This is a genomic window from Arthrobacter sp. MAHUQ-56 (assembly GCF_019710585.1).
Classification (GTDB): Bacteria; Actinomycetota; Actinomycetes; order Actinomycetales; family Micrococcaceae; genus Arthrobacter.
The window spans coordinates 1-21947 of sequence record NZ_JAIFZQ010000025.1 but is presented as its reverse complement, the minus strand read 5'-3'; the positions used below and the strand labels follow the sequence as shown (position 1 = coordinate 21947).

Genomic DNA, 21947 nt, shown 5'->3' with positions numbered 1-21947 from the left:
TGCCTTACGCGATGGAGCCGGCCCGGCGCCCGAAGACTGCCCCTGCCGCAAGACCGGAGCCGCCGGGGTAGTTGCCGCTGAACAGTCCGCCCAGCGCTTCCCCACAGGCATAGAGCCCTTCAAGCGGCTGCGCCTCTGCGGTCAGTACTCGGCCCCAGGTATCAGTTTTGAGGCCTCCGAAGGTGAAGGTGATGCCGCAGGTAACGGGGAAGGCGTAGAACGGTCCAGTGGAGATGCTGCGGGCCCAGTTGCTTTTCGGCGGCTGGGTATCGGCCCGGCGCCCGTCCTTGACGTTGGGGTCGAACGGTGCGCTCTCAGCGATCGAATTGTTGAAGCTCCGCACCGTCTCCTCCAGGCCCCCGGGGTTGATCCCGGCTTTCTGGGCCAGCTCTGCCAGGGTCGGTGCGGTGACCACCGAAACCCCCGGCATGTCGTACTCCTCGGCCCGCAGCATAGGGCGGGAAGAAGCGTCAAAGATCTGGAAAGCGGCCGATCCCGGCTGAGCCAGGATGTCGCGGCCGTACTTCGCGTAGGTGTAGTTGCGGTAGTCGGCGCCTTCGTCCACGAACCGCTTGCCCTCGCTGTTCACCACGATGCCCAGCGGGTACCCGCCGCGGGTGAGCTGGTTGGTGAGCTCCAGGTTGCTCTGGTTGTCCGGGTGCCAGGCATCCCAGGCCACGCTGTGGCAGGTGGACCAGTCGCCACCCCTGGCCGCGCCGGCGTCCAATGCGGCGAGGATCATCTCCCCCGTGTTGCCCGGCGTGCCGCGGACTTTCGCGTTCTGCCAGCCCTCCCCCAGATGCCGGCGGCGCAGTTCCGGGGAGGCTTCAAAACCTCCCGAGGCAAGGATGACCGACTCGGCCCGGAACTCGCCCTCTCCCGATGACGTCCGGCAGCTGACCCCGCACACCCGGCCGTCTTCCCGGATGAGCCCCGTGGCCGCGCAGTCATAGACCACCTCAACACCCATGCGCTCCGCCGCTGCCCGGTGGTCGGCCATGAGCCCCTTTCCGCCGCCCACGTTGCCCACGTGCAGTCCGCCCCAGAACAGGTAGCCGCCGTCCTCGGTCCGGTAGGCCTGCCGTTCGTACATCAGGCGGTACTTGAGTCCCATGCCCTGGAGCCAGCGCAGCGTCGGGTTGCTTTCGGTGACCAGGACCTCGGAGAGCTCGGGGTCGTTGCGCCCTTCAGAAACCTTGGACAGATCGGCAAGGTATTCAGCTGCGGTATAGGCGGGGACCTCGCTGGCGGCGTGCCGCTCATCAGGTTCCACAAATTCGATGAGTTCCTGAAGCCCGTCATGGGAGATGCGCGTGGCCCCGGCGGTGTAGAAGCTGTTGCCTCCCGAGGCGGCCTCCTGCGCCTTCTCCAGCAGGACAACTTTGCGGCCGCGCTCAGCGGCTGCAAGTGCTGCCGCAAATCCGGCGTTGCCGCCGCCCACTACCAAAACGTCGCTCTTGATCATCATCAATCTCCTCAGCTCCATCGCTGTACACGATTGTATACATAAGTATGCCGTCGCATGCAATAGCGTGTTTTGGGGGCGTTGAGCCGGGGTGGTACCGGAATCCGGCCGCTACCCCAGGCGGGGGCTGCTGATTTCCTGGGCGTCGATGTACATCTGGATGCGGATGTTCTTTGCCTCGTCCATATGGGCGCTGGCGATGCGGCCGGCCTCCTCGGCGTTCCGTGCGCGGATGGCCACCAGCAACTCCTCGTGCTCCTTCAGCACGCGGTCCCAGCGCTCCTTGGTGGAGAGCGTGGTGCCGGGGTAGCGGATGAAGTGGACCAGGATCCGGTCCAGCAGGTCAAGGAGGGCGGCACTGTGGCTGGCCGCCCAGATGCGCTCATGGAACGTGCGGTTGGCGGCGGCCAGTTCAGCCGGAGTGGCAGCATCAAAATCAAGGGTGACCATGGCCTGGTGCGCGCGGTCGATCAGCATCAGGTCCATGTCCGTGTGCCGGAGAGCCGCAGTTTTTGCGGCCGCCTCCTCCAGGAAGGTCCGCACCTCATAGAGGTCCAGCATCTCCTCCGGACGGTACTCCCGCACCTGCATGCGTGAACCGTAGCGCTCCACGAGCCCCTCGGTTTCAAGGCGCCGCAAGGCTTCCCTGATGGGCGTCCGGGAGACGTTGTACTTCTTGGCCAGGGCGCTTTCGACGAGCTGGGCACGGGGAGGCAGCTCCTGCGAGATGATGGCGTTCCTGATCATCAGGTAGGGGCTTGTCTCTGGTTGCGACGCCACGGGCGGCCTCCGGTCTTCATGGAAACAAGCGGCAGGACGCGCCGGCGCCATACCTTTAGCCGCAATTCTAACGCACTGCATACCGTTTGGGCGCGCTGTGAACACCGTGTCCGATTTTCCGCACACCGTCTCATTCAGCAAGGCACCCAGACCGCCGCGTCGGTATTCATATTCAAATGACTGTTGCTTAACTCACATCAACGGTATACCGTTTGTGACCAACGCCATACAGCAGAGCAATTACCGGATTCCGGTTTGCTCAGCTTTGAACATTTACCCGGTAGCTGCACACGCCGGCTGGGGTACTTCAGGAGAACCAATGACGCTTCTACTCAGGGAAGAGCCGCAGGCCGGCACCCTCCCGGTCACCCCGGTCCCGGCCACCCTGGTCCGTGGCGGAACCAGCAAGTGCTGGATCTTCCGGGACGAGGACCTTCCGGCTGATGCCCTGGAGACGGACCGTCTCCTCATCCGCACCTTCGGGTCGCCGGACCTCCGCCAGATCGATGGCGTAGGCGGCGCCTCGTCAACCACCAGCAAGGCGATCACCGTGGCCGGTACCGGCCCGGACGGAACGGTGCGCTACCGGTTCGCGCAGGTGGCCATCGATAAGCCGGCGGTTGAATGGGCCAGCAACTGCGGCAACTGCGCGACCGCACTCGGCCTGTACGCATTGCATGCCGGGCTCGTCGCTCCCACCGGAGAGGTCACCCGGGTCCCCATTCTGAACACGATGACCGGTCTGCGCCTCGTTTGCGAGATCCCCACACCGGGGGCACAGGTACCGGCCTACGGCGGGCGGCGCCTGGATGGCCAGCACTACCCAGGGGTCCCCATCGACGTCATCTTCCAGAAGGCCTCCTGGTCCAGCTACGGAGCACAGTTCCCTACAGGCAACACCGTCGATGACATCGAGGTCGACGGGAAGCGGTACCGGGCGACACTGATCGACGCCGGCGCCCCGGCTGCGCTCTTCGACGCACAGGACCTGGGACTGGACGCAACCGGCAGCGAGGAAGCCCTGGAGGCACTGGTCCGGATCGCCCCGCAGCTGCGCGCAGCGGCCGCCCGCAGGATGGGCCTGCCGGAGAATCTCACATCCATTCCGAAGGTGGGCATCGTGGGGCCTCCGCCCGTAGGCGCAACCGGCGTCTCGGCCCGGATGATCTCGATGACCGCGCTGCACCCCGCCATCGGCCTCACCAGCGCCGTCGCGGTCGCTGCCGCTTCGGGCACAACGGGCAGCGTGGTGCAGCGCAGCGTAGTTCCGGCGGCGGAGCCCGGACTCCTTATCCACTTACTGAAAGGCAAGACGGCGCTGGCATTGGATGCAGCCGATCCCGCTGAAGTCTCCTTTCAACGCTCGGCCCGCGTGATCAGCGAAAGCACCATCCTGGTGCCCAGTGACTGAAGAAACCCCTACCGGAAAAACCCAGCCAAGGAATCAGCCATGAAAATCAGCATTCAGAACCTGCAGCTGAAGTACGGAAGCTTCACTGCCATCGAAAACCTCAACCTCGACATTGAAGACGGGGAGGCCCTGGTCCTCCTGGGCCAGTCCGGCTGCGGCAAGACCAGCACGATGCGGTGCATCGCCGGCCTGGAGGAGCCCACCTCGGGGCGGATCATCATCGACGACGTTGTGGTCTTCGACTCCGAAAAGGGCATCAACCTGCCCCCGAACAAGCGCAACGTCGGCATGGTCTTCCAGTCCTATGCGGTGTGGCCGCACATGACGGTGGCCCAGAACGTTGCCTATTCGCTGAAACAGAAAAAGCTCTCCAAGAGCGAAATCGATGAGCGCGTCATGGAAGCCCTTACGCTGGTGGGTCTGGAGCCGTACGCCGACCGCGGTGCCAGCCTGCTCAGCGGCGGCCAGATGCAGCGCGTCGCCCTGGCGCGCAGCCTGGTCATGCGGCCCAGCGTGCTCATGCTCGACGAACCGCTCTCCAACCTCGACGCCCGCCTGCGCGACCGGCTCCGGGTTGAGCTGCGTGAGATCCAGCTCCAGCTGGGGCTCACCTGCGTGTACGTCACCCACGACCAGCACGAAGCCTTTGCCTTGGCAGACCGCATCGCCCTGCTCCAGGGTGGCCGGATCGTGCAGATGGGCGCCCCGCAGCACATGTACGAAGCACCCGCCAGCGCCTCGATCGCCCACTTCCTGGGCGTCTCCAACATCATGGACTGCACGCCGGAGAGCACCGCGGCGGGAACCACCACCGCACGCCTTGCCGACAGCGGGCTCACTGTCCAGTCGGCGCAGCAGACCGGCGAGACAGGGACATCCCCCAAGGTCTGCATCCGGGCCGAGGACCTGCAGATCACCGCAGCACCGGCAGAGCACCCCAACTCGTGGCCGGGAACGGTCCGGGTAGCGGGATTCCAGGGCAACGACATCCGGTACGCAATCCAACTGGAATCCGGGCCCGAGCTGGACGCGCTGGGCGGACTCAAGCGCGGCGAACAGCACAAGGTCGGGGACCGCGTGTGGGTGACCGTCAACCCCCGTGAGGTCCAGATCCTGCCGGCCGAGGTCCTCGCATGAGCCTCAAGACCGTAGCGACCAGCCGTGCCGAGACGCGCCCGGCACCGAAGCCCACGCCCAAAGACTACCGCTCTGCCCGTACCGTTGCGGGCCTGCGCAAGAACACGCCCGGCCTGATCGTCCTGCTCATCCTCGGCATCCTCATCGTCCTTCCGCTTGCGCTGGTCCTGCTGGCTGCCTTCTCCGACAGCGTTCCGCGGCCGGGCAGCATCTCCCTGGGCGGCCTGACGCTGTCCAACCTGGCCCTGCTGGCCACCCCGGAAGCACTTGGCGCCCTGGCCAACTCGCTCATGGTGGGAGCAGGCTCAGCCATCATCGCCCTGCTGATCGGGGCGTTCCTGGCCTTTGTCTGCGCCCGCTCCGACGCGCCGTGGCGGAAGTTCATCTTCTTCATCGGCATGGCGCCGATGTTCATCCCGGCCCTGGTGGGTGCACTGGCCTGGTCCCTGCTGTGCTCGCCCAGCGCCGGCTACATCAACATCTTCCTCCGGGACCTGGGCATTGATGCCGCAATCAATATTTACAGCCTTCCGGGCCTGGTGTTCGTGCTGGGGATTTTCTACGCCCCGTACGCCTTCCTGCTGCTGCACAGCTCGCTGTCGATGATGAACGCCGACCTCGAAGAAGCAGCAACCGTCCACGGCGCTCCGCTGCGCACCATGCTGCGGACCGTCACCCTCCCCCTGGCCCTGCCGGCCATCCTGGGTTCCGCGGTGCTGGTCTTCGCGCTGACCATGGAAAACTTCCCGGTGGCCCAGGTCATCGGCAATCCCGCCGGCGTGGACACGCTGCCCACCTATATCTACCGCCTCATGAGCGCCACACCGGCCAAGAGCAACCAGGCTGCCAGTGTTGCGGTCATCCTGACCGTTGCGCTGATGGCCGTGACCCTCATCCAGCAGCGCATCATCAACAAGCGCAAATTCACCACCATGACCGGCAAGGGCAACCGTCCCCGCCAGGTCCCGCTGCGCAAGATGCGCTGGCCCTTCACCATCCTGGCCCTGGCCTACTTCGCGGTCTCGGTGGTGCTGCCCATGCTCGCGCTGCTGGCCGCGTCGATGCAGGCCACCCCGTTCGTGTCCTCGATGTCGCAGCTGCTTGAAGCGAATGCCCTCAGCTTCGCCAAGCTGGGCGAGGTCCTGGGATCCAACGACTTCCAGCTCGCCCTGAAGAACAGCGTCCTGGTGGCCCTGATCGCAGCCTTCGCCGGCACCACCCTCAGCTTCATCGCCTCCTACATCCGCTACCGCACCAAGTCCAAGGTGGGACGCCTGATCGAACTGGTGGCCATGACCCCCCTCGCCGTCCCCGCCATCGTCATGGGCATCGGACTGCTCTGGACCTGGCTGCTGCTGCCGCTGCCCATCTATGGCACCCTGGCGATCCTCGCCGTCGCCTGCGTTGCAGTGTTCATGCCCCAGGGCTACCGCGGCGTCTCCGCGTCCATGCTCCAGATGGACCAGGACCTCGAGGACAGCGCGGTCATGCTCGGCGCCGGACGGACCAGGTCCGTCCTGGACGTCACCCTGCCCCTGATGCGCGTGGGCATCATGTCCTCGTTCCTGCTGTTCCTCATGCTGTCCATGCGTGAGCTCAGCGCCTCCATCTTCCTCTTCACCTCCAACACCCGGATCCTGTCCATCCTCGTCTTCGACAACTTCGACAACGGCCAGAGCCAGGCAGCTGCCGCCGTCAGCGTCCTGTACTGCCTCGTCATCGGAATCCTCGCCGTCATCGCCCAAAAAGTCGGCGGCGAACGCAAGACCAAGCACTGAACCTCACACCACCTTTGAAAGGGACACCCACAATGAAGTTAGCGTCCAAGCTCCCCGCCCTCACCGCCGCCGGAGTGCTGCTCGCCCTCAGCCTGACCGGCTGTGGAAGCGCCGCCCAGAGCGCCGGCGTGGTCACAGCCAGCGCGGCCGTGAACACCGACAACGGATTGGTGATCAACGGCGAGTCCATCGCTGACAAGGCCACCTATGAGAAGGCCAAGACCCAGACCCTGTCCCTCTACTCCGGCTACACCGACTCGTCCGAAAGCGCCCTGGTGGATGCCTTCACCAAGGACACCGGCGTCAAGGTCAACGTCGTCCGCCTCACCCCGAACAAGCTCTCCGAACGCGTGTTGTCCGAACAGGGCGCCGGCAAGCTCAGCGCCGACGTCATCCGCACGTCCGACTACCGGATTGCCAAGTCCATGGAGGATGCCAAGGTCTGGAAGGCCTATGACGTCCCCGGCGCCTCGGCACTCAAGGACGTTTCCGTGGACGGCGGCCAGTTCACCCGCATGTTCAACTCCGTCTACACCCTGGGCTACAACACCCAGCTGGTAAAGGAAGCCGATGCCCCCAAGTCCTGGGCGGATGCCGTCGGCGGCAAGTGGCAGGGCAAGCTGGGCATCGTCCAAGGCGGTTCGGGCGGCAGCACCGCTGCGCTGAACCGGTTCATGGAAACCAAGATGGGCGGCGACTACTTCGCCAAGTACGCGGCACAGAAGCCCAAGATCTACGACTCCCTGGGCGCTGAAGCCACCGCCCTGGCCCGCGGCGAAGTAGCCGTCGGCACGGTCACCATCAGCGGCACCAACATCTCGGCCGTCCAGGACAAGGCCCCGGTCAAGTTCATCGTCCCGGAGGAAGGACTGGTTTCCTACGACTACTACCTGGGCATGACCGGCACCGCCACGAACGTGGAAGCCGCGAAGGTCTTCATGAACTACAACCTGTCCAAGCAGGGCCAGCAGGTCTTCGCGCAGATCGGTGAATACCCGGTCCGCACCGACGTGGCACCGCCCACCATCATGGGAGTGACCCTCCCCGCCGTCGATTCCGGGAAGGTCTACCGGATGCAGAACACCGATGCCGTGACCTACGGCAAGGACGACCTGGCCAAATGGAACCAGGTGTTCGGCTACACCAAGTAAATCCACCTTCCCGTGTCCGGGGACCCGGCCGCCGCCGGGTCCCCAGACACGGTTTTTTCATCCCCAAGGAGCCCCGTGACCGCCTCGCACGCACCCGCACTTCCGGTGCCCCGGAACACCTCCTCCCTGCTGGTCCTCCGGAACGGGGCAACCGTCGTCGAACTCGGCGACACCACCCGTGCCAGCTACGTCGCGTCAATGCGCAAGAGCCTGCTCTCGATCCTGTTCGGGATCCAGGTGGCGGCGGGCCGGGGCAGCCTTGACGCCACGCTCGGCGACCTTGCCATAGATGATGTTGGGGGCCTGCTGCCGATCGAACGGACGGCGCGGCTCCGTGACCTCCTGACGTCGCGTTCGGGCGTCTACCATCCGCCCTCCAGCCCGGGGAGCGATGAGCATGCGTTCCCCGCCCGCGGAACGCGGACGCCGGGGCAGTACTTCCTGTATAACAACTGGGATTTCAACGCCGCGGGCGGCATCTTCGAGAAGATCAGCGGCCTGACCGTCTTCGAAGCGTTCGAAAAGCACCTGGCCGGCCCGCTGGGGTTTGAAGACTTCGAGTCCACACGCCAACTCATGCTCGGCGACGCCGCCAAGTCCGCTTTTCCGGCCTACCACCTGTTTCTCTCCGCCCGGGACCTGGCCAGAATAGGGCTGCTGATGGCTGCTGAAGGATGGTGGGAGGGCCGGCAGCTCGTCCCCCGGGAGTGGATCAGGAAGAGCGTGTCCACCCATGTCAGGCGCGCGGACATGGCACCAGCCACCGGTTTTGGCAACTGCGATTACGGCTATCTATGGTGGCTGCCCCGGGAAGCGGACCCGAAGTGGGACGGGGCGTTCCTGGCGGCGGGCAATTACGGCCAGTTCCTGCTGGTGCTGCCGGCAATCCGCGGCGTCATTGTCCACCGGCGCTTTGTCAGCGACAGCTTTGCCATCGCCCGGAACACCCGCATGCCCGCGGCCGCAACCACTTGCCCGGGCCCGGTGACCCATACCGAGTTCATGGACCTTGCCCGCGCGCTGGTTGACGGACCCCTGGCCGGGTAGGCGGCGGGAAGGACAGAGCACGACGGCGGCACTTCCTTTGTCAGGACGGGGCGCCTTTGGCAATGGACCGGAACACCTTCGTTGCCTGCTGCGCGGCGGGGCTCAGCCTCCGGTTTTCCAGGTGGGCAAGGAGGATGCGCCGCTTCGGGGCCCCGGCGAGCGGGACCGCCACCACGTCAGGGCGGAGGGCGGTCAGCGCGAGCCTGGGTGCCAGGGCGATGCCGATACCAGCAGCCACCATGCCTTGGGTCTCCTGGTAATCGTTGGCTGCGAAGGCGATCCGCGGCTCGAACCCGGCGTCACGGCAAACCCGGCGGAGGACGTCGGCCACGGGGTGTTCGTCCCGCACCACCCATTCCTGGTCGCTCAACGAACCGATGCGGACAGAACCCAGTTTCGCAAGGGGATGGTTCCGCTGTACCAGCAAAACTGTGGGGTCGTTCGTCAGCCTGACCAGGGTCAGGTCAGGGTCCTCGATCTGCTGCCAGGGATAGTCCCACAGAAGTGTCAGTTCGATTTCCCGCCGCCGCAACCGTTCCAGCAGGCCGTCGCGGCGGGCGCTGACCACGGTCACTGCCACCTCCGGGTAGCGGGCGCGGAACGCCAGCACCACGTCCGGCATCAAAGAGGCTCCGCCAGTGGGGAAGGTTCCCAGCCGCAGCTGGCCGCGCCGGAGACCCGCGAACTCCCCCATCTCGGCACGGGCAGCCTCAACGGTCCTGTCGATGTCATCGGCGTAGTGCAGAAGGGCGTGTCCCGCTTCGGTGAGGACCACGCCGCGGGGGTGGCGCTCGATGAGGACCACCCCCATCTCCTGCTCAAGCTTGGCTATCTGCTGTGAGACCGCTGATGTGGTGAACGAAAGGACCGCAGCAGCCGATGTAAGGGAACCTGACCGGCCCACCTCGCGGAGCACGTGGAGCCGGTGGAGATCGAGGAGTGCCATGGCCTGAGTTTAGCAAAAGTAGATAGTTGTCCATTTATTTGTGATTGTGCTGAAGCCTCACATCCCGGATCGTAGAAGTACAAGGTGCTGTGAAGTAGGGCACCTGCGAGTTATGAGGGAGAAATACAGTGGGACTCCGAGGACATTGGTACCGGGGCGGCACGAGCAAGTGCTGGCTCTTCGATGCCAAAGACGTGGCCCTCCACGCACCCACCCGCGAGGAGATCCCCGCACTGCTGTCAGCCGCCTTCGGCGCAGCGGACGCGCGGCAGCTGGACGGCGTCGGAGGCGGAACCTCCACCACCTCAAAGGCTGCCGTCATTTGGGCCACCCCTGGTGCCGAGGCAGACCTTGACTACCTTTTCGCCCAGGTGGGTATCGGTGACCCTACCGTTGAGCTGGGTTCCAACTGCGGCAACTGCGCCACCGCCATTGCCTTGTTCGCAGTACAGTCCGGCATCGTTGCGGCCCGGGACGGAATGACCAAGGTCCGCATGCGCCACGTGAGTTCCGGCGCGGTCCTCAGCGGAACTGTTCCCACCCCCGGCGGCCACGTTCCCAGGTCAGGCCTGGCCAGGGTCCCGGGCAGCAGCGCTGCCGGTGTTCCCGTCAGCCTCTCTTTCCACGGCCCCTGGGGCCAGAACACGGGCGCTCTCCTCCCTACCGGCAACACCGTGGACCAGCTCCAGGTGGACGGCAGGACGCTCACCGCCACAATGGTGGACGCCGGCGCCCCCGCCGTGCTCCTCCCGGCCGACCAGGCCGGCGTCGATCTCTCCTCCATGGCGGACGGCCTCACCGGGCAGCTGCCCGTCCTTATCGCGGCCCGGGCGTCGGCAGGCCTGGTCATGGGGCTGCGGAAGCCTGAAGATCCGCCGCAGAACGCCGTCCCGAAAGTCGGCGTCGTGGCTCCTGCCGGTGACTACATCGCGGCGGACGGAACAACCGTCACCGCCGACAGCCACGACGTGCGGGTGCGGATGCTGTCCATGCTCGCGCCCCACCCTGCAATCGGCCTCACCTCCGCCGTGGCAGTTGCCCTCGCAGCCTCGCTGCCATCATCGGTGGTGGCCAACGCTGCAGGCCAACCCTCCACCGGCGCCGGAAGCCCCCGGGTACTTCGGATAGGAACGCCCGCGGGCGTGATCACCGCCGACATCATCTCCGACGACACCGGCGCCGTCAGCGAAGTGGCCCTCCACCGGGCGGCCCGCCACATCGCCACTGCGGACATCGACGTGGCCCCGGCCGCAGAGCTGTCCGCCTAAACCCCCCTATCTCTTTGCCCCATCATTAAGGGGCCGCACCAACCAGGAAGTTGTTCAATGAAGATCAAATCCATCCTCGGACACCTGTATGTCCAGGTACTCATCGGAGTCGCCCTCGGCGTCGTTGTGGGCGCACTGTGGCCGGACCTCGGCTCGTCCCTCAAGCCCATCGGCGACGGCTTCGTGAAGCTCGTGAAGTTCATGATCGCTCCGATCGTGTTCTGCACCATCGTCGGCGGGATCACGTCCCTGCGCGACACCAAGAAGGTCGGCCCCACCCTGGTCCGTTCACTCGGCTTGTTCTACACCCTGACGGCACTGGCCCTGGCCCTGGGCCTGGCCGCGGTGATGCTGTTCCAGCCCGGGGCCGGGATGCACATCGACCCTGCCCACCTCGACTCCTCGGTCGCCGAGAAGTACACCACGAAGCTGCCCAGCAGCAACCCTGTGGACTTCATCCTGAGCATCATCCCCACCACGTTCGTCGGCGCCTTCGCCGACGGTGAAGTCCTGCCCGTGCTGGTCATTGCAATGCTGTGCGGATTCGCCTTCAGCAGGCTCGGCGCGCCGGGCCAGCACGCACTGAACGTCGTCAACAGCTTCAACAAGCTGCTCTTCATCATGTTCGGCTACATCATGAAGGTTGCCCCGCTGGGAGCCTTCGGGGCCATGGCATTCACCGTTGGCAAGTACGGCGCCCACTCCATCGGAAACCTCGGAATGCTGATCCTTTCCTTCTACGCCGCATGCATCGTCTTCGTGGTGGTCGGCCTCGGCATCCTGGCGAAGGTGACAGGGTTCAGCCTCTGGCAGATCCTCCGTTACTTCAAGGACGAATTCCTCATTGTCCTCGCCACATCCTCCAGCGAACCTGTGCTGCCGCGCCTGCTGGCCAAGCTCGAACGCGTCGGCTGCGCCCGCAGCGTCGTGGGCCTCGTGGTCCCCACCGGCTACTCCTTCAACCTCACCGGCACGGCCATCTACCTCACGCTCGCCTCCATGTTCATCGCGCAGGCCTGCGACATCCACCTCAGCTGGGGCCAGATCCTGCTGATGCTGGGCATGATGCTGCTGACTTCCAAGGGCGCGGCCGGCGTCACCGGCAGCGGTTTCGTGGCCCTGGTGGCCACCCTGACGGTCATGCCCACCCTTCCCGTCGCCGGCGTCGCCCTCATCGTTGGCATCGACCGCTTCATGAGCGAGGCCCGCGCCCTCACCAGCACGGTCTGCAACATCGTCTCCTGCGTGGCCATCGCCAAATGGCAGGGTGAGCTGGACATGGGCAAGCTCCGCTCCGAGCTCCAGGCGGGCTTCGTGCCCACCGAAGCGGAAAAGGTGCAGCTCGCCGAACCGGCCCTGGCCCACTAGCCGGCCGCCAGGCCACCAACCCCAGTGTTTGCCCGGGAACCCGCAGGGTCCCGGGCAAACACTTGCAAGGGGCACGACTCACCACCCCCACCGAAAGGACCCGAAAAATGAGTAACCGTCAAACGGAGCAGGAAACAGAAGACTGCGAAGCGGGCACCTGCTTCTACTGCCAAGGTCCTGAAACCGACTAGTGGCAACCTGACGGCGAACTAACCGGCCCGGGTCCGGCGCAGACCGGGGTGCCGCCGCTAAGCTGGCGCCATGGCCACCAAAACCACAGCAGAGAAGCTTGCCACCATCCAGAAGGGCTATGCGCTGGAAGGCGCCACCATCGAGCTGGGAGCCGCCATCATCGACGGCGAGCTCCACAAGGACGCGCCGGTGCGGCTGCCGCTGGCCATGATGAACCGGCACGGACTGGTGGCTGGTGCGACCGGTACCGGCAAGACCGTAACGCTGCACATGATGGCCGAACAGCTGTCCACCGCCGGCGTCCCCGTATTCCTGGCCGACATCAAGGGTGACCTCTCCGGCCTGGCGACGGCCGCCGTCGGAAGTGAGAAGCTCAAGGCCCGCACGGACAGCATCGGCCAGCCGTGGGAAGGCAAGGCGTTTCCGGTGGAGTTCCTGGCGCTGGGCGGTGATGGCAACGGAGTCCCGGTCCGCGCCACGGTGACCTCGTTCGGTCCCATCCTGCTCTCGCGCATCATGGAACTGAACGACACGCAGGAATCCAGCCTGCAGCTGGTGTTCTACTTCGCGGACAAGAACGGCCTGGAGCTGATCGACCTCAAGGACCTCCGCGCCGTCATCCAGTTCCTCACGTCGGACGAAGGCAAGGACCAGCTCGAGGAACTCGGCGGCCTGTCCAAGGCAACCGCGGGCGTGATCCTCCGGGAGCTCGTGAACCTGGAAGCGCAGGGACTGGAGAAGTTTTTCGGGGAACCGGAGTTCGATACCGCCGAGCTGCTGCGCACCGCCCCGGATGGCCGCGGCGTGGTCACCTGCCTGGAACTGCCCACCCTGCAGACCAAGCCGATGCTGTTCTCCACCTTCCTGATGTGGCTGCTGGCCGACCTGTTCGAGGACCTCCCCGAGGCCGGCGACCTGGACAAGCCCAAGCTGGTGTTCTTCCTGGACGAGGCGCACCTGCTGTTCAACGGCGCTACCGAGGCCTTCCTGGATGCGATCACCACCACCGTCCGGCTGATCCGGTCCAAGGGCGTGGGCATCTTCTTTGTCACCCAGACACCCAAGGATGTTCCCGCCGACGTGCTGGGCCAGCTGGCCAACCGGGTACAGCACGCCCTGCGCGCCTTCACCCCGGAGGACGCCAAGGCGCTCAAGGCCACGGTGTCCACGTTCCCGCTCAGCGACTACGACCTTGAGGAAACACTGACGTCCGCGGGCATCGGCGAAGCCGTCATCACCGTCATGAACGAGAAGGGTGCACCCACTCCCGTGGCCCTCACCCGGCTCCGCGCGCCGGAATCGGTGATGGGCCCGAGTGAGGGGGGACTGGTCCGCAGCACCGTTGCCGGCTCTGCGCTGCTCGGGAAGTACGGGACCTCCGTGGACAACGTCTCGGCGTACGAGAAGCTCACCGGCAAGGCCGCGGCACCCACCGGTCCGGCAGCACCTGAACCCGCGGATGCCGGCGCGCCGGCCACTCCGGGCACGTACGACGTCGACGCCGAAGCCCGGCGGATCGAAGAGGAGATCCTGGGCCGGCCCAGCAGCAGGCCGGCAAGCGTTCCTGTACCCATGCCCCAGGAACCCGAACCGCAATACACCGAACCGCGTGGCCCGGCTGCCCGGGACTCCGCTCCCCGGGCCAAGGCGCCGAAGGCTCCCCGGGCGCCGCGCACCCGGCAGCCGCAGTCGGCACCGGACGGGATGATGGGCGATCTCGGGGCTGTGCTTGGCGGTGCACTCGGCGGCGGGCTGAAGAGCATGGCGCGTTCCATGGGCACCCAGCTCGGACGGGAACTGCTCCGCGGAGTGTTCGGAACGTCATCCCGGCGCCGCCGCCGCTGACCTGAAGCAGTACTTGGCGGCGCCCGCGAAAGGGGACGCTGAAGGCCCTTCCTGCTCCCGCCGTCGTGCATTAGGGGCGTGGTAACCGCGGAACCAGGGGAGACGCCAACTTCAGTGTGCCGTCGCAGTGACGTTACTGTAAGAAACGTGCAGATGAGTCAAGCGTTGGTGAGGATTGCAGCCGGATGGCTGCTGGGCCTCATGCTTGCCATCGCCGGAGCCGTCGTAGCCATCAACGTGGTGAACCGGACAGTGGCCAGTCCCCAGCAGCCGGTGCGGGAGTACCTGGACGCCTTGCGGGCCGGCGACGGCGGGCGTGCACTGGGGCTGCTGCGGGCCGCCGTGCCGCCCAGCAACGCCGCCATGCTCGACGGCCCAGGGTTGCAGACTGCCGCTTCCCGCCTCTCGAACGTGAACGTCGGAGACCCGGAGGAACGCCCCGGCAACCAGGTGATGGTGCCGCTGGAGTACACGATCGACGGCAGCCGGCTCCGCACCGAGTTCCTGCTGCAGAAGACCGGCACCGAATGGATCTTCTTCAACACCTGGGCATTCGTCCCGTCCAGGCTGCCCACAGTGGACATGACCGTGGTCAACGGAAACGAAGCCACCGTCAACGGCGTTCCGGTGAACATGCCCAGCGGCCGCAACTCCTTTGCCGTGTTCTACCCGGGCGAATACGAAGCAGCCCTTGACGGCGAGTACTTTTCCGCTGCCGCCACCCGGGCAACGGTGACCTCGAAGGACACCCCGGTGGCCCCGCTCAACCTGCTGACCCAGGCCACGGACCGGCTGAAGAACGACGTGTCGGCCAAGGTACGGGAATTCCTGGACGGCTGCGCGGCCGAGGCCGTCAAGGAACAGAAGCTCCAGCCCGACTGCCCCTTCTATTACGCCAGCAACAACAGGGTCCAGGACGGCACCATCAAATGGACCGTGACCGAGTATCCGGGCGTCTCGGTGGAGCCGTTCGACGGCCGCTGGGTGGTGGCGCCGCTGGACGGGAAGGCCAGGGTGGAAGCGCTCCAGCAGAACGCGTTCACCGGGGCGTGGTACCCGCTGGACGAAGAGGTGGATTTCAGCTTCACCACGCGCCTCGACGTCTCGGGGGACACCATCAAGGTCACGCCGGTCCTGAGCTTCTAGGGCTGGCCTTCCGGACTGGCCCCAGCGCGGCGTCACGCGCAGCACGTTTTCAACCGTGGCGATGGCCGGGGCCCTTGATTTCGCAGGGTTAACCCGGCGCGGGGGATCCAAAAGCCTGCTCCGCGTGACGCGTCCGCCGGCTACCGCCTTCGTCGCAAAACGGCAAGCACCTGTTCCATCATTTTCTGCGGCTGGTACACCACGTCAGCGTAGTAGTACCGGAGGGCCGTGTAGCCCTGAAGAACGGACTCATTGTTCCGCCGATGATCCTTTTGAACCTGCTTCCACTCTGCATGGTGCCGTCCATCAAGTTCCACCACAAGCCAGCCGTCCAGGAGCAGGTCAACGTACCCCACCCGTTCCAGGTAAACCTGTGACTGCACCGTAATTCCGGCCTGGCGGAAGTACGTTCGCGCAAGCGTCTCAAGAAGGGAGTCTGAACCTCCCTCCACCCAATCCAGGACCGCCCGGGCCTTCCCGTTGCGATTCCCAGGGAACCGCTGGCGCAGGAAATCGACAGTCATGTCGCCCCTGCCCACCGCACACTCAACCATCACCAGCGACTCCGCGAAGGACAAGCAACGCACTGCGTGGATCAGCACATCTGCCAGTGCCGCCACCGGCTGAAGCCGTGAGCGCGGCAGGACAAGTCCGGCGTGATGAACCGCCTCGCCGTGGACAGCTTCGCGGCGACGGTGGTACACGTGGCGCGGCCCGACGTAGGGTAGGGACCAAAGGCTGTAGGCGGACGCGGCGCTTGTACAGGTCAGCAACTCCCGGTTCCGCAGCACGGCAACCAGCCCCGGAGCCGCCGTCGGAAGCGCGTAGAGCCCGCGGTCCGGTTGCAGTATTCCTGCCCGTACCGCCCGGCGAAGCGCGGCATCATCCACGCCCAGGGCGGCCAGTGCAGGCCGGCGTGCAGCACCGCCGCACAGTTCAAGAGCTTTGAGGACATCCATGCCGCCATGGTGGGCCGGACCTGGACCGCCCCGACAGCCCGCTCCGGCGCTATGTGGACAGAGGGGACGGTCCCGGCGTCACGCAGGGCACGCTTTCCGGGCGCTGCGTGCCGGATAAGGCCAGGATTGCGCGGCCGATGACCACCAGGAGACGCGAAAGGCTGCTGCCCGTGACGCGGGGGTCACCAGCAGCAGCCTCTCAGGGACACTAAGCCGCTCAGTCCATCCCGCGGAGGTCCAGGACCAGTTCGGTGTCACCGTCGGCCTGCAGGACCACGGGGATGCCCCAGTCCTGCTGGTAGAGGTGGCAGGCGGCGTGGTCCGGGATCTCGCCGTCCTCGGTTTCGGGTCCGTCGCAGGCGGCAGCGCGGGCGGTGATGTGCAGGACGCCCTCGGGAACGTCCGGGGACAGCTCCAGGGTGCGCAGCAGCCCCACCGAGGTTCCGCCGCCGGCCGCCAGGAGCTCAGGCGGGGTGGACGAGATCTTCAACTGGGTGGGATCGCCCCACCGGTCATCGAGCTTCTGGCCGGTGGGTGCCGTGAAGCGCACCGTCAGTTCCAACGCGCCGGGTGCCACGGGGCTCTTGGGCCGGTGGGTCTGGGATGCGCCTTCGTCCACCTGCTGCGCTTCCTTGGGGATGGGCACGTACACCAGCTGGTGCTGGTTCGCCTCCACCACCACCAGCAGCGGCTCCGACCCGGCGGAGTGGGTGTGGTCCACGATCACGTCGGACGGCTCGGCGAGCCCGCGGGCGAGCGTGGACACGGTCCGGGACGTGGGGTCGTAGCGTCGCACGGCGCCGTTGTAGGTGTCGGCGATCGCCACGGACCCATCGGGGAGCACGGTCACCCCGAGCGGGTGCTGCAGCCGGGCCTCGGCGGCCGGTCCGTCCCGGAAACCGAAGTCGAACAGCCCCTTGCCCACGGCCGACTCGACCGTGACAGTGCCGTCGTCGCCAACGGCCAGCTTGCGAAGCGCGGACGTCTCGGAGTCCGCCACCCAGATGTTGCCGTCGGCGTCCTCGGCCAGGCCGGAGGGCTGGGCGAACCAGGACTCATGGGCCGCACCGTCGAGCAGGCCCTCGAGGCCGTTGCCTGCCACGATGGCCACGTCACCGGAGACGGGGTCGAAGCTGAAGATCTGGTGCGTGCCGGCCATGGCCACCACCACGGCACCCAGCTTGCGGGACCACACCAGGTCCCACGGCGAGCTGAGGGAAACCTCAAGGGGGTGTCCGCCCAGGCGGCCGGTGAAGCCCGCCGCGTCCTCGTCCACGCGTGCCGGGCCGGTCTCGAGCAGGCGCTGGATCCCGTTGCCTGCCAGGGTGGAGGCCTTGCCGTCGCTGAGGGACAGCCCGCGGAGGCGGTGGTTCACGGAGTCGGCTATGACGACGTCGTAGCCCACCTTCGCTGCCACTTCTTCCGGCAGCAGCACCAGGCCTTGGGGCTCGTTGAACTGTGCGGTGGCGGCGTCGCCGGCGGCCGGGCCATCGGCGTAGCCTTTGGTACCCGAGCCGAAGGTTCCCAGGACAGTGTGGAAGTCCGTACCGAGCTCCACGAGGCGGTGGTGGCCGGTGTCGGTGACCAGCCAGGAACCCTTGTCCGCAGGGTCCGCCACCGCGGCACCTGCCGCTGGGCCGCCGTCGGACGCTCCCTCTGTTGCGGTGGAGCCGCGTCCCGGGGGCAGGAAGAGCGCCTTGCCGGGGAAGCGCAGGGTGCCGGACGTGGCCTCCGGCGCCACGTAGGGCCCGGTTCCGCGGTGAAGCGTGCCCTTGGCCTCGTGTTCGGCGATGAGTTCGGGGATCAGCACCGCCAGGCCGTCAGCGTGGCCTTCACCGGACAGGTGCGCAACGATGTAGCCCTCAGGGTCGATGACCACCAGTGTGGGCCACGCACGGGCGGTGTACGCCTTCCAGGTGTCCAGCTCGGGGTCGTCCAGCACCGGGTGGTGGATTTCGTAGCGTTCAACCGCAGCCGCCAGGGCCACCGGGTCCGCCTCATGCTCGAACTTGGGTGAGTGGACGCCAACGGTCACCAGGACGTCCGAGTACTGCTCCTCCAGCGGCCGCAGCTCATCCAGGACATGGAGGCAGTTGATGCAGCAGAAGGTCCAGAAGTCCAGCAGCACGATCTTGCCGCGCAGGGCTTCCAGGTCCAGCGACTTGCCGCCGGTGTTCAACCAGTTGCGGCCCACCAGTTCGGAGGCCCGGACCCGGGCATGGTTGCGTACGGTTTCGCTCATTAGCGTCCTTCCAGCTTGTTGCGTTCAGCCAGCCTGGCGTCGCGTTCGGCCAATTTGGCAAACATATCGTTGTAAGCGGCAAGATCGGCGTCGTTATTCCTGTCCGCCGCCCGGTCCACGCGTTTGGTTTCCCGCTGGTCCGACCTCGACCACATGATGGCGACGCCGATCGCCACCAGCAGCGTGGGCACTTCACCGATGCCCCAGGCCACCGCGCCGCCCATTTGCTGGTCGACGAGGGCGGACGGCCCCCACGCCCGGCCGAGGTTGCCGAAGTAGTCCGCGGCCAGCAGCCCGGTCCCGCCCATGATGGAGACGCCGAAGAAGGCGTGGAAGCCCATGGTGGCAAGGAGCAGGAGCAGCCGCATGGGGTAGGGCGCCCGGCGCGGCAGCGGGTCGGTGCCGATCATGCTGAGCACGAAGATGTACCCGGTGAGCAGGAAGTGCAGGTTCATCAGTTCGTGGCCCACGTGCTCGCGCATCGCAAAGCCGAACAGGTCCGAGTAGTAGAACAGGACAATCGAGCCGGCAAAGTTGGCGGCCGCAAACAGCGGATGGGTGACCAGCTGGGAGAACTTCGAGTGCACGAACACAAGCAGCCATTCCCGCGCTCCCCGCGATCCGTCGCGGCGGGCCGGCAGGGCGCGCAGGGCAAGGGTCACCGGAGCACCCAGCACCAGGAAGATCGGGGCCACCATGGTCAGCGCCATGTGGTCCACCATGTGCGCGGAAAACAGGATGCGGCCATAGACCGACGGCGGACCGGACGTGATGTAGGTCAGCACCACCAGGCCAATGACCCAGTTAAGGGACCGGAACCACTGCCAGGTATCGCCGCGGCGGCGGACCTTGGCCACGCCCAGGAAGTAGGCAACCAGGCCGAAGAGCGCCACCGCCACCCAGAGCCAGTCCAGCCGCCACTCGGTGAGCCAGCGCTGTGGAGTAAGTTCCGGCGGAAGGTCGTAGCCGCTGAGGATGAAGGCGGGCGATGCGTCCGGCGCCGGTTCCGTTGGCTGCGGCGGGGCCGAGCGGCCCAGCGCGACGGCGATGCCGGAGGTGGCGCCCATGATGAGGAGCTCGGCCGCGATCAGCTGCCACAGGACCCGCCGGGCCGACATGGTGGAGCCCTTGAGTCCCAGCTGCGGGATGACCCACTGCCGGTGCATGAACCCGATGCCGCCCAGGACTACGGCGGCCGCGGTCTTGGCCAGGATCAGCTGGCCGTAGGCCGAGCCGAAAAGGTCCGACCAGCTGGTGACGCGGATGCTGGCGTTGATGATGCCGGACGCAAAGACCAGCACGAACGCGAAGCCCGCCAAGGTGGAGAAGCGCCGCAGGGTGGGTTCGGTGATGTCCGTTGCCGCGCCTGCCTTCGGGCCGGCCAGGATCCCGGACAGCAGGGCCAGGATGACGATGCCGCCCACCCAGGTGCTGACGCCCACCAGGTGCAAGCCCAGGGAGTTGATGGCGCCTTCGTGGTCCGAGGAGCTTGAGGAGTGGCCTATGAGCGCTGTGGGGACCAGGCCGATGAGTGCCAGGACCAGTGTCAGGGCGAGGCCGCCGAGTGATCTGACGCCGAACAGCGCGGTGGTGACGACGGCGGCGACGATGGTGACGGTGAGCCAGGCCCGGCCCGTCTCGATGTCCGTCATGAAGTACACCAGGGCCTGGGTAAACGCGGGGTCCCCGGAGAGGCTCTGCCCCGCCACGTCCGCGTAGGTGAAGACCAGGACGGCGATCGCGGACAGGGTCCAGACTGCGCCGGCGGCTGCCGCCACGGCCAGCACCCGGGTGAAGGCAGGATGCTCCGGGGCTTCACTGCCGTCCGCTGCTGCCCTGTCCCGGCTGCGGGCAGCCAGGTTCTTAGGGAGGATTCCGACGGCGAAGATCAGTCCGCCAATGACCGTGGCCAGGGAAACGTTATGGATGGCCTTGCTGATGGGCAGGCCCCAGCGGACCAGCGCTCCCGGATCAGAGACACCGCGGGCCGCCGCGGCACCGGAGAAGAGCAGCGCAGCAGCGAGGGCCACGAAGACTGCTGCCAGGCCGGCAACCTGCCAGGGGGTCCGGATTCCGAGGGGGCCGCCGTCCCGGGCCGTAGATCCCTTGCCCGGACCGGACTGGGGCTGGGGGGAACGTGGTTTTGCGGCAGAAGACACCATTCCATTGTCCGCCACCGCCGCCCGGGCGGCGAATCGGGCTTAAAGACAAAAGGAGCGGCAACCCGTGGGTTGCCGCTCCTTGTTCCGCCTGCTGTCTGCGGGCGGAAGGAAGTCCTACTTCTTGGAAACTGCAGCCTTCAGCTTGGAACCGGCGGTCAGCTTGACGCTGTGGCCCGCTGCGATCTGGATGGTTTCGCCGGTCTGCGGGTTGCGGCCGGTGCGGGCAGCGCGGTCGGTGCGCTCGACGGCGAGCCAGCCCGGGATGGTGATCTTTTCGCCGGCGGCGACAGAAGTCTCGAAAACCTCGAACAGTGCGTCGAGGACGGAGTTGACGGCTGCCTGGCTGGTGCCGGCCTTGCCAGCTACCTCTGCAACAAGTTCACTACGGTTCTTAGCCATTGATGTCCTCCTGGACGGTTATGTTTCTGGAGCCTGCACGCGGCATGCGCGCAAGCCACTGTTCGAAAACTTACCAGCTTGGACCCTTCCGGTCCGCAAATTCCGCGTGTTTCCGCGACTTTTTGAGGTTAATCACGAGATTTTGGGAGATATCTCCCTCCCGGAGGACAGCCGGATGCGTGATCGCTTCCTACGGGTTGCCGGGCTTGTTTTAAATGTGGGAGGCCCCAACCGTGTGGTTGGGGCCTCGACCATTGGTGTGTGTCCGGCGGTGTCCTACTCTCCCACACCCTCCCGGGTGCAGTACCATCGGCGCTGTGGGTCTTAGCTTCCGGGTTCGGAATGGGACCGGGCGTTTCCCCCACGCTATGACCGCCGTAACCCTTGTACCCGTCCCCCCTTGTTGGGGGGGTGGGAAGACTGTGGTTACAACATCCCTGCCCGTTGAGGGGGCAGGTAGTGGTGTTATTCAATTGTTTAGTTCCGCCAACGGGTTGTTGGTTGGGAACCACATAGTGGACGCAAGCAGAATGTGTTTCTGTGTGGTGTAAGTTGTTGGCCTATTAGTACCGGTCAGCTTCACGAGTCGTTAGTCCTCGCTTCCACATCCGGCCTATCAACCCAGTGGTCTGGCTGGGGGCCTCTCACACA

Annotated in this window: 16 protein-coding genes and 1 rRNA gene; 9 read left to right on the top strand and 8 right to left on the bottom strand. The window is 66.0% G+C overall.

Features of this window, described 5'->3' with window-relative positions; all coding sequences use genetic code 11:
- Positions 1 to 4: 4 nt before the first annotated feature.
- Positions 5 to 1468 (bottom strand): FAD-dependent tricarballylate dehydrogenase TcuA, encoded by a 1464-nt coding sequence (tcuA, locus tag K4G53_RS19525; protein WP_221387347.1) that lies wholly within the window; start codon positions 1466 to 1468, stop codon positions 5 to 7.
- A 108-nt stretch (positions 1469 to 1576) separates the two neighbouring features.
- Positions 1577 to 2245: a GntR family transcriptional regulator gene (locus K4G53_RS19520; protein ID WP_224023586.1), complete on the bottom strand. Its 669-nt coding sequence runs from the start codon at positions 2243 to 2245 to the stop codon at positions 1577 to 1579.
- Positions 2246 to 2564: 319 nt separating this feature from the next.
- On the opposite strand from K4G53_RS19520, the gene K4G53_RS19515 reads away from it, so the two are divergent.
- From K4G53_RS19515 to K4G53_RS19495, 5 genes are all read left to right on the top strand, one after another.
- Positions 2565 to 3656, top strand: coding sequence for a PrpF domain-containing protein (locus K4G53_RS19515; RefSeq protein ID WP_221387346.1), 1092 nt, complete (start codon positions 2565 to 2567; stop codon positions 3654 to 3656).
- A 39-nt stretch (positions 3657 to 3695) separates the two neighbouring features.
- Positions 3696 to 4793 (top strand): ABC transporter ATP-binding protein, encoded by a 1098-nt coding sequence (locus K4G53_RS19510; RefSeq protein ID WP_221387345.1) that lies wholly within the window; start codon positions 3696 to 3698, stop codon positions 4791 to 4793.
- Positions 4790 to 6571 carry an iron ABC transporter permease gene (locus tag K4G53_RS19505; RefSeq protein ID WP_221387344.1) on the top strand — a complete coding sequence of 594 codons (1782 nt, stop codon included), beginning with the start codon at positions 4790 to 4792 and terminating at the stop codon, positions 6569 to 6571. The genes K4G53_RS19510 and K4G53_RS19505 overlap by 4 nt, the downstream gene beginning before the upstream one ends.
- A 32-nt stretch (positions 6572 to 6603) precedes the next feature.
- Entirely contained in the window at positions 6604 to 7722 is a 1119-nt protein-coding gene (locus K4G53_RS19500) for an ABC transporter substrate-binding protein (protein WP_221387343.1), read from the top strand.
- Positions 7723 to 7797: 75 nt separating this feature from the next.
- Positions 7798 to 8769: a serine hydrolase gene (locus K4G53_RS19495; RefSeq protein WP_221387342.1), complete on the top strand. Its 972-nt coding sequence runs from the start codon at positions 7798 to 7800 to the stop codon at positions 8767 to 8769.
- 40 nt (positions 8770 to 8809) lie between these two features.
- Here the strand turns inward: K4G53_RS19495 and K4G53_RS19490 are convergent, their stop codons facing one another.
- Positions 8810 to 9715: a LysR family transcriptional regulator gene (locus tag K4G53_RS19490; protein WP_221387341.1), complete on the bottom strand. Its 906-nt coding sequence runs from the start codon at positions 9713 to 9715 to the stop codon at positions 8810 to 8812.
- 128 nt (positions 9716 to 9843) lie between these two features.
- Here K4G53_RS19490 and K4G53_RS19485 point away from each other — a divergent pair, with 128 nt between their 5' ends.
- The 4 genes from K4G53_RS19485 to K4G53_RS19470 all read left to right on the top strand — a co-directional run bounded on the left by K4G53_RS19485 (position 9844) and on the right by K4G53_RS19470 (position 15534).
- Positions 9844 to 10983, top strand: coding sequence for a PrpF domain-containing protein (locus K4G53_RS19485; RefSeq protein WP_221387340.1), 1140 nt, complete (start codon positions 9844 to 9846; stop codon positions 10981 to 10983).
- A gap of 57 nt (positions 10984 to 11040) precedes the next feature.
- Entirely contained in the window at positions 11041 to 12351 is a 1311-nt protein-coding gene (gene dctA / locus K4G53_RS19480; protein ID WP_221387339.1) for a C4-dicarboxylate transporter DctA, read from the top strand.
- A gap of 261 nt (positions 12352 to 12612) precedes the next feature.
- Positions 12613 to 14388: a helicase HerA-like domain-containing protein gene (locus K4G53_RS19475; RefSeq protein WP_221387338.1), complete on the top strand. Its 1776-nt coding sequence runs from the start codon at positions 12613 to 12615 to the stop codon at positions 14386 to 14388.
- Between the two features lie 153 nt (positions 14389 to 14541).
- Positions 14542 to 15534, top strand: a complete 993-nt coding sequence (locus K4G53_RS19470) for a hypothetical protein (protein WP_221387337.1) — start codon at positions 14542 to 14544, stop codon at positions 15532 to 15534.
- Positions 15535 to 15674: 140 nt separating this feature from the next.
- Here the strand turns inward: K4G53_RS19470 and K4G53_RS19465 are convergent, their stop codons facing one another.
- The 5 genes from K4G53_RS19465 to rrf form a co-directional block, all read right to left on the bottom strand.
- Entirely contained in the window at positions 15675 to 16493 is an 819-nt protein-coding gene (locus tag K4G53_RS19465) for an endonuclease domain-containing protein (RefSeq protein WP_221387336.1), read from the bottom strand.
- A 217-nt stretch (positions 16494 to 16710) separates the two neighbouring features.
- Entirely contained in the window at positions 16711 to 18735 is a 2025-nt protein-coding gene (locus K4G53_RS19460; protein WP_221387335.1) for an NHL domain-containing thioredoxin family protein, read from the bottom strand.
- The gene (locus K4G53_RS19455) at positions 18735 to 20897 is read right to left on the bottom strand and encodes a cytochrome c oxidase assembly protein (protein WP_221387334.1); all 2163 of its coding nucleotides are present in this window, start codon (positions 20895 to 20897) and stop codon (positions 18735 to 18737) included. The genes K4G53_RS19460 and K4G53_RS19455 overlap by 1 nt, the downstream gene beginning before the upstream one ends.
- 114 nt (positions 20898 to 21011) lie before the next feature.
- Positions 21012 to 21296 (bottom strand): HU family DNA-binding protein, encoded by a 285-nt coding sequence (locus K4G53_RS19450; protein WP_011693739.1) that lies wholly within the window; start codon positions 21294 to 21296, stop codon positions 21012 to 21014.
- A 263-nt stretch (positions 21297 to 21559) separates the two neighbouring features.
- Positions 21560 to 21676: ribosomal RNA gene (gene rrf / locus K4G53_RS19445) — 5S ribosomal RNA — on the bottom strand.
- Between the last annotated feature and the right edge of the window lie 271 nt (positions 21677 to 21947).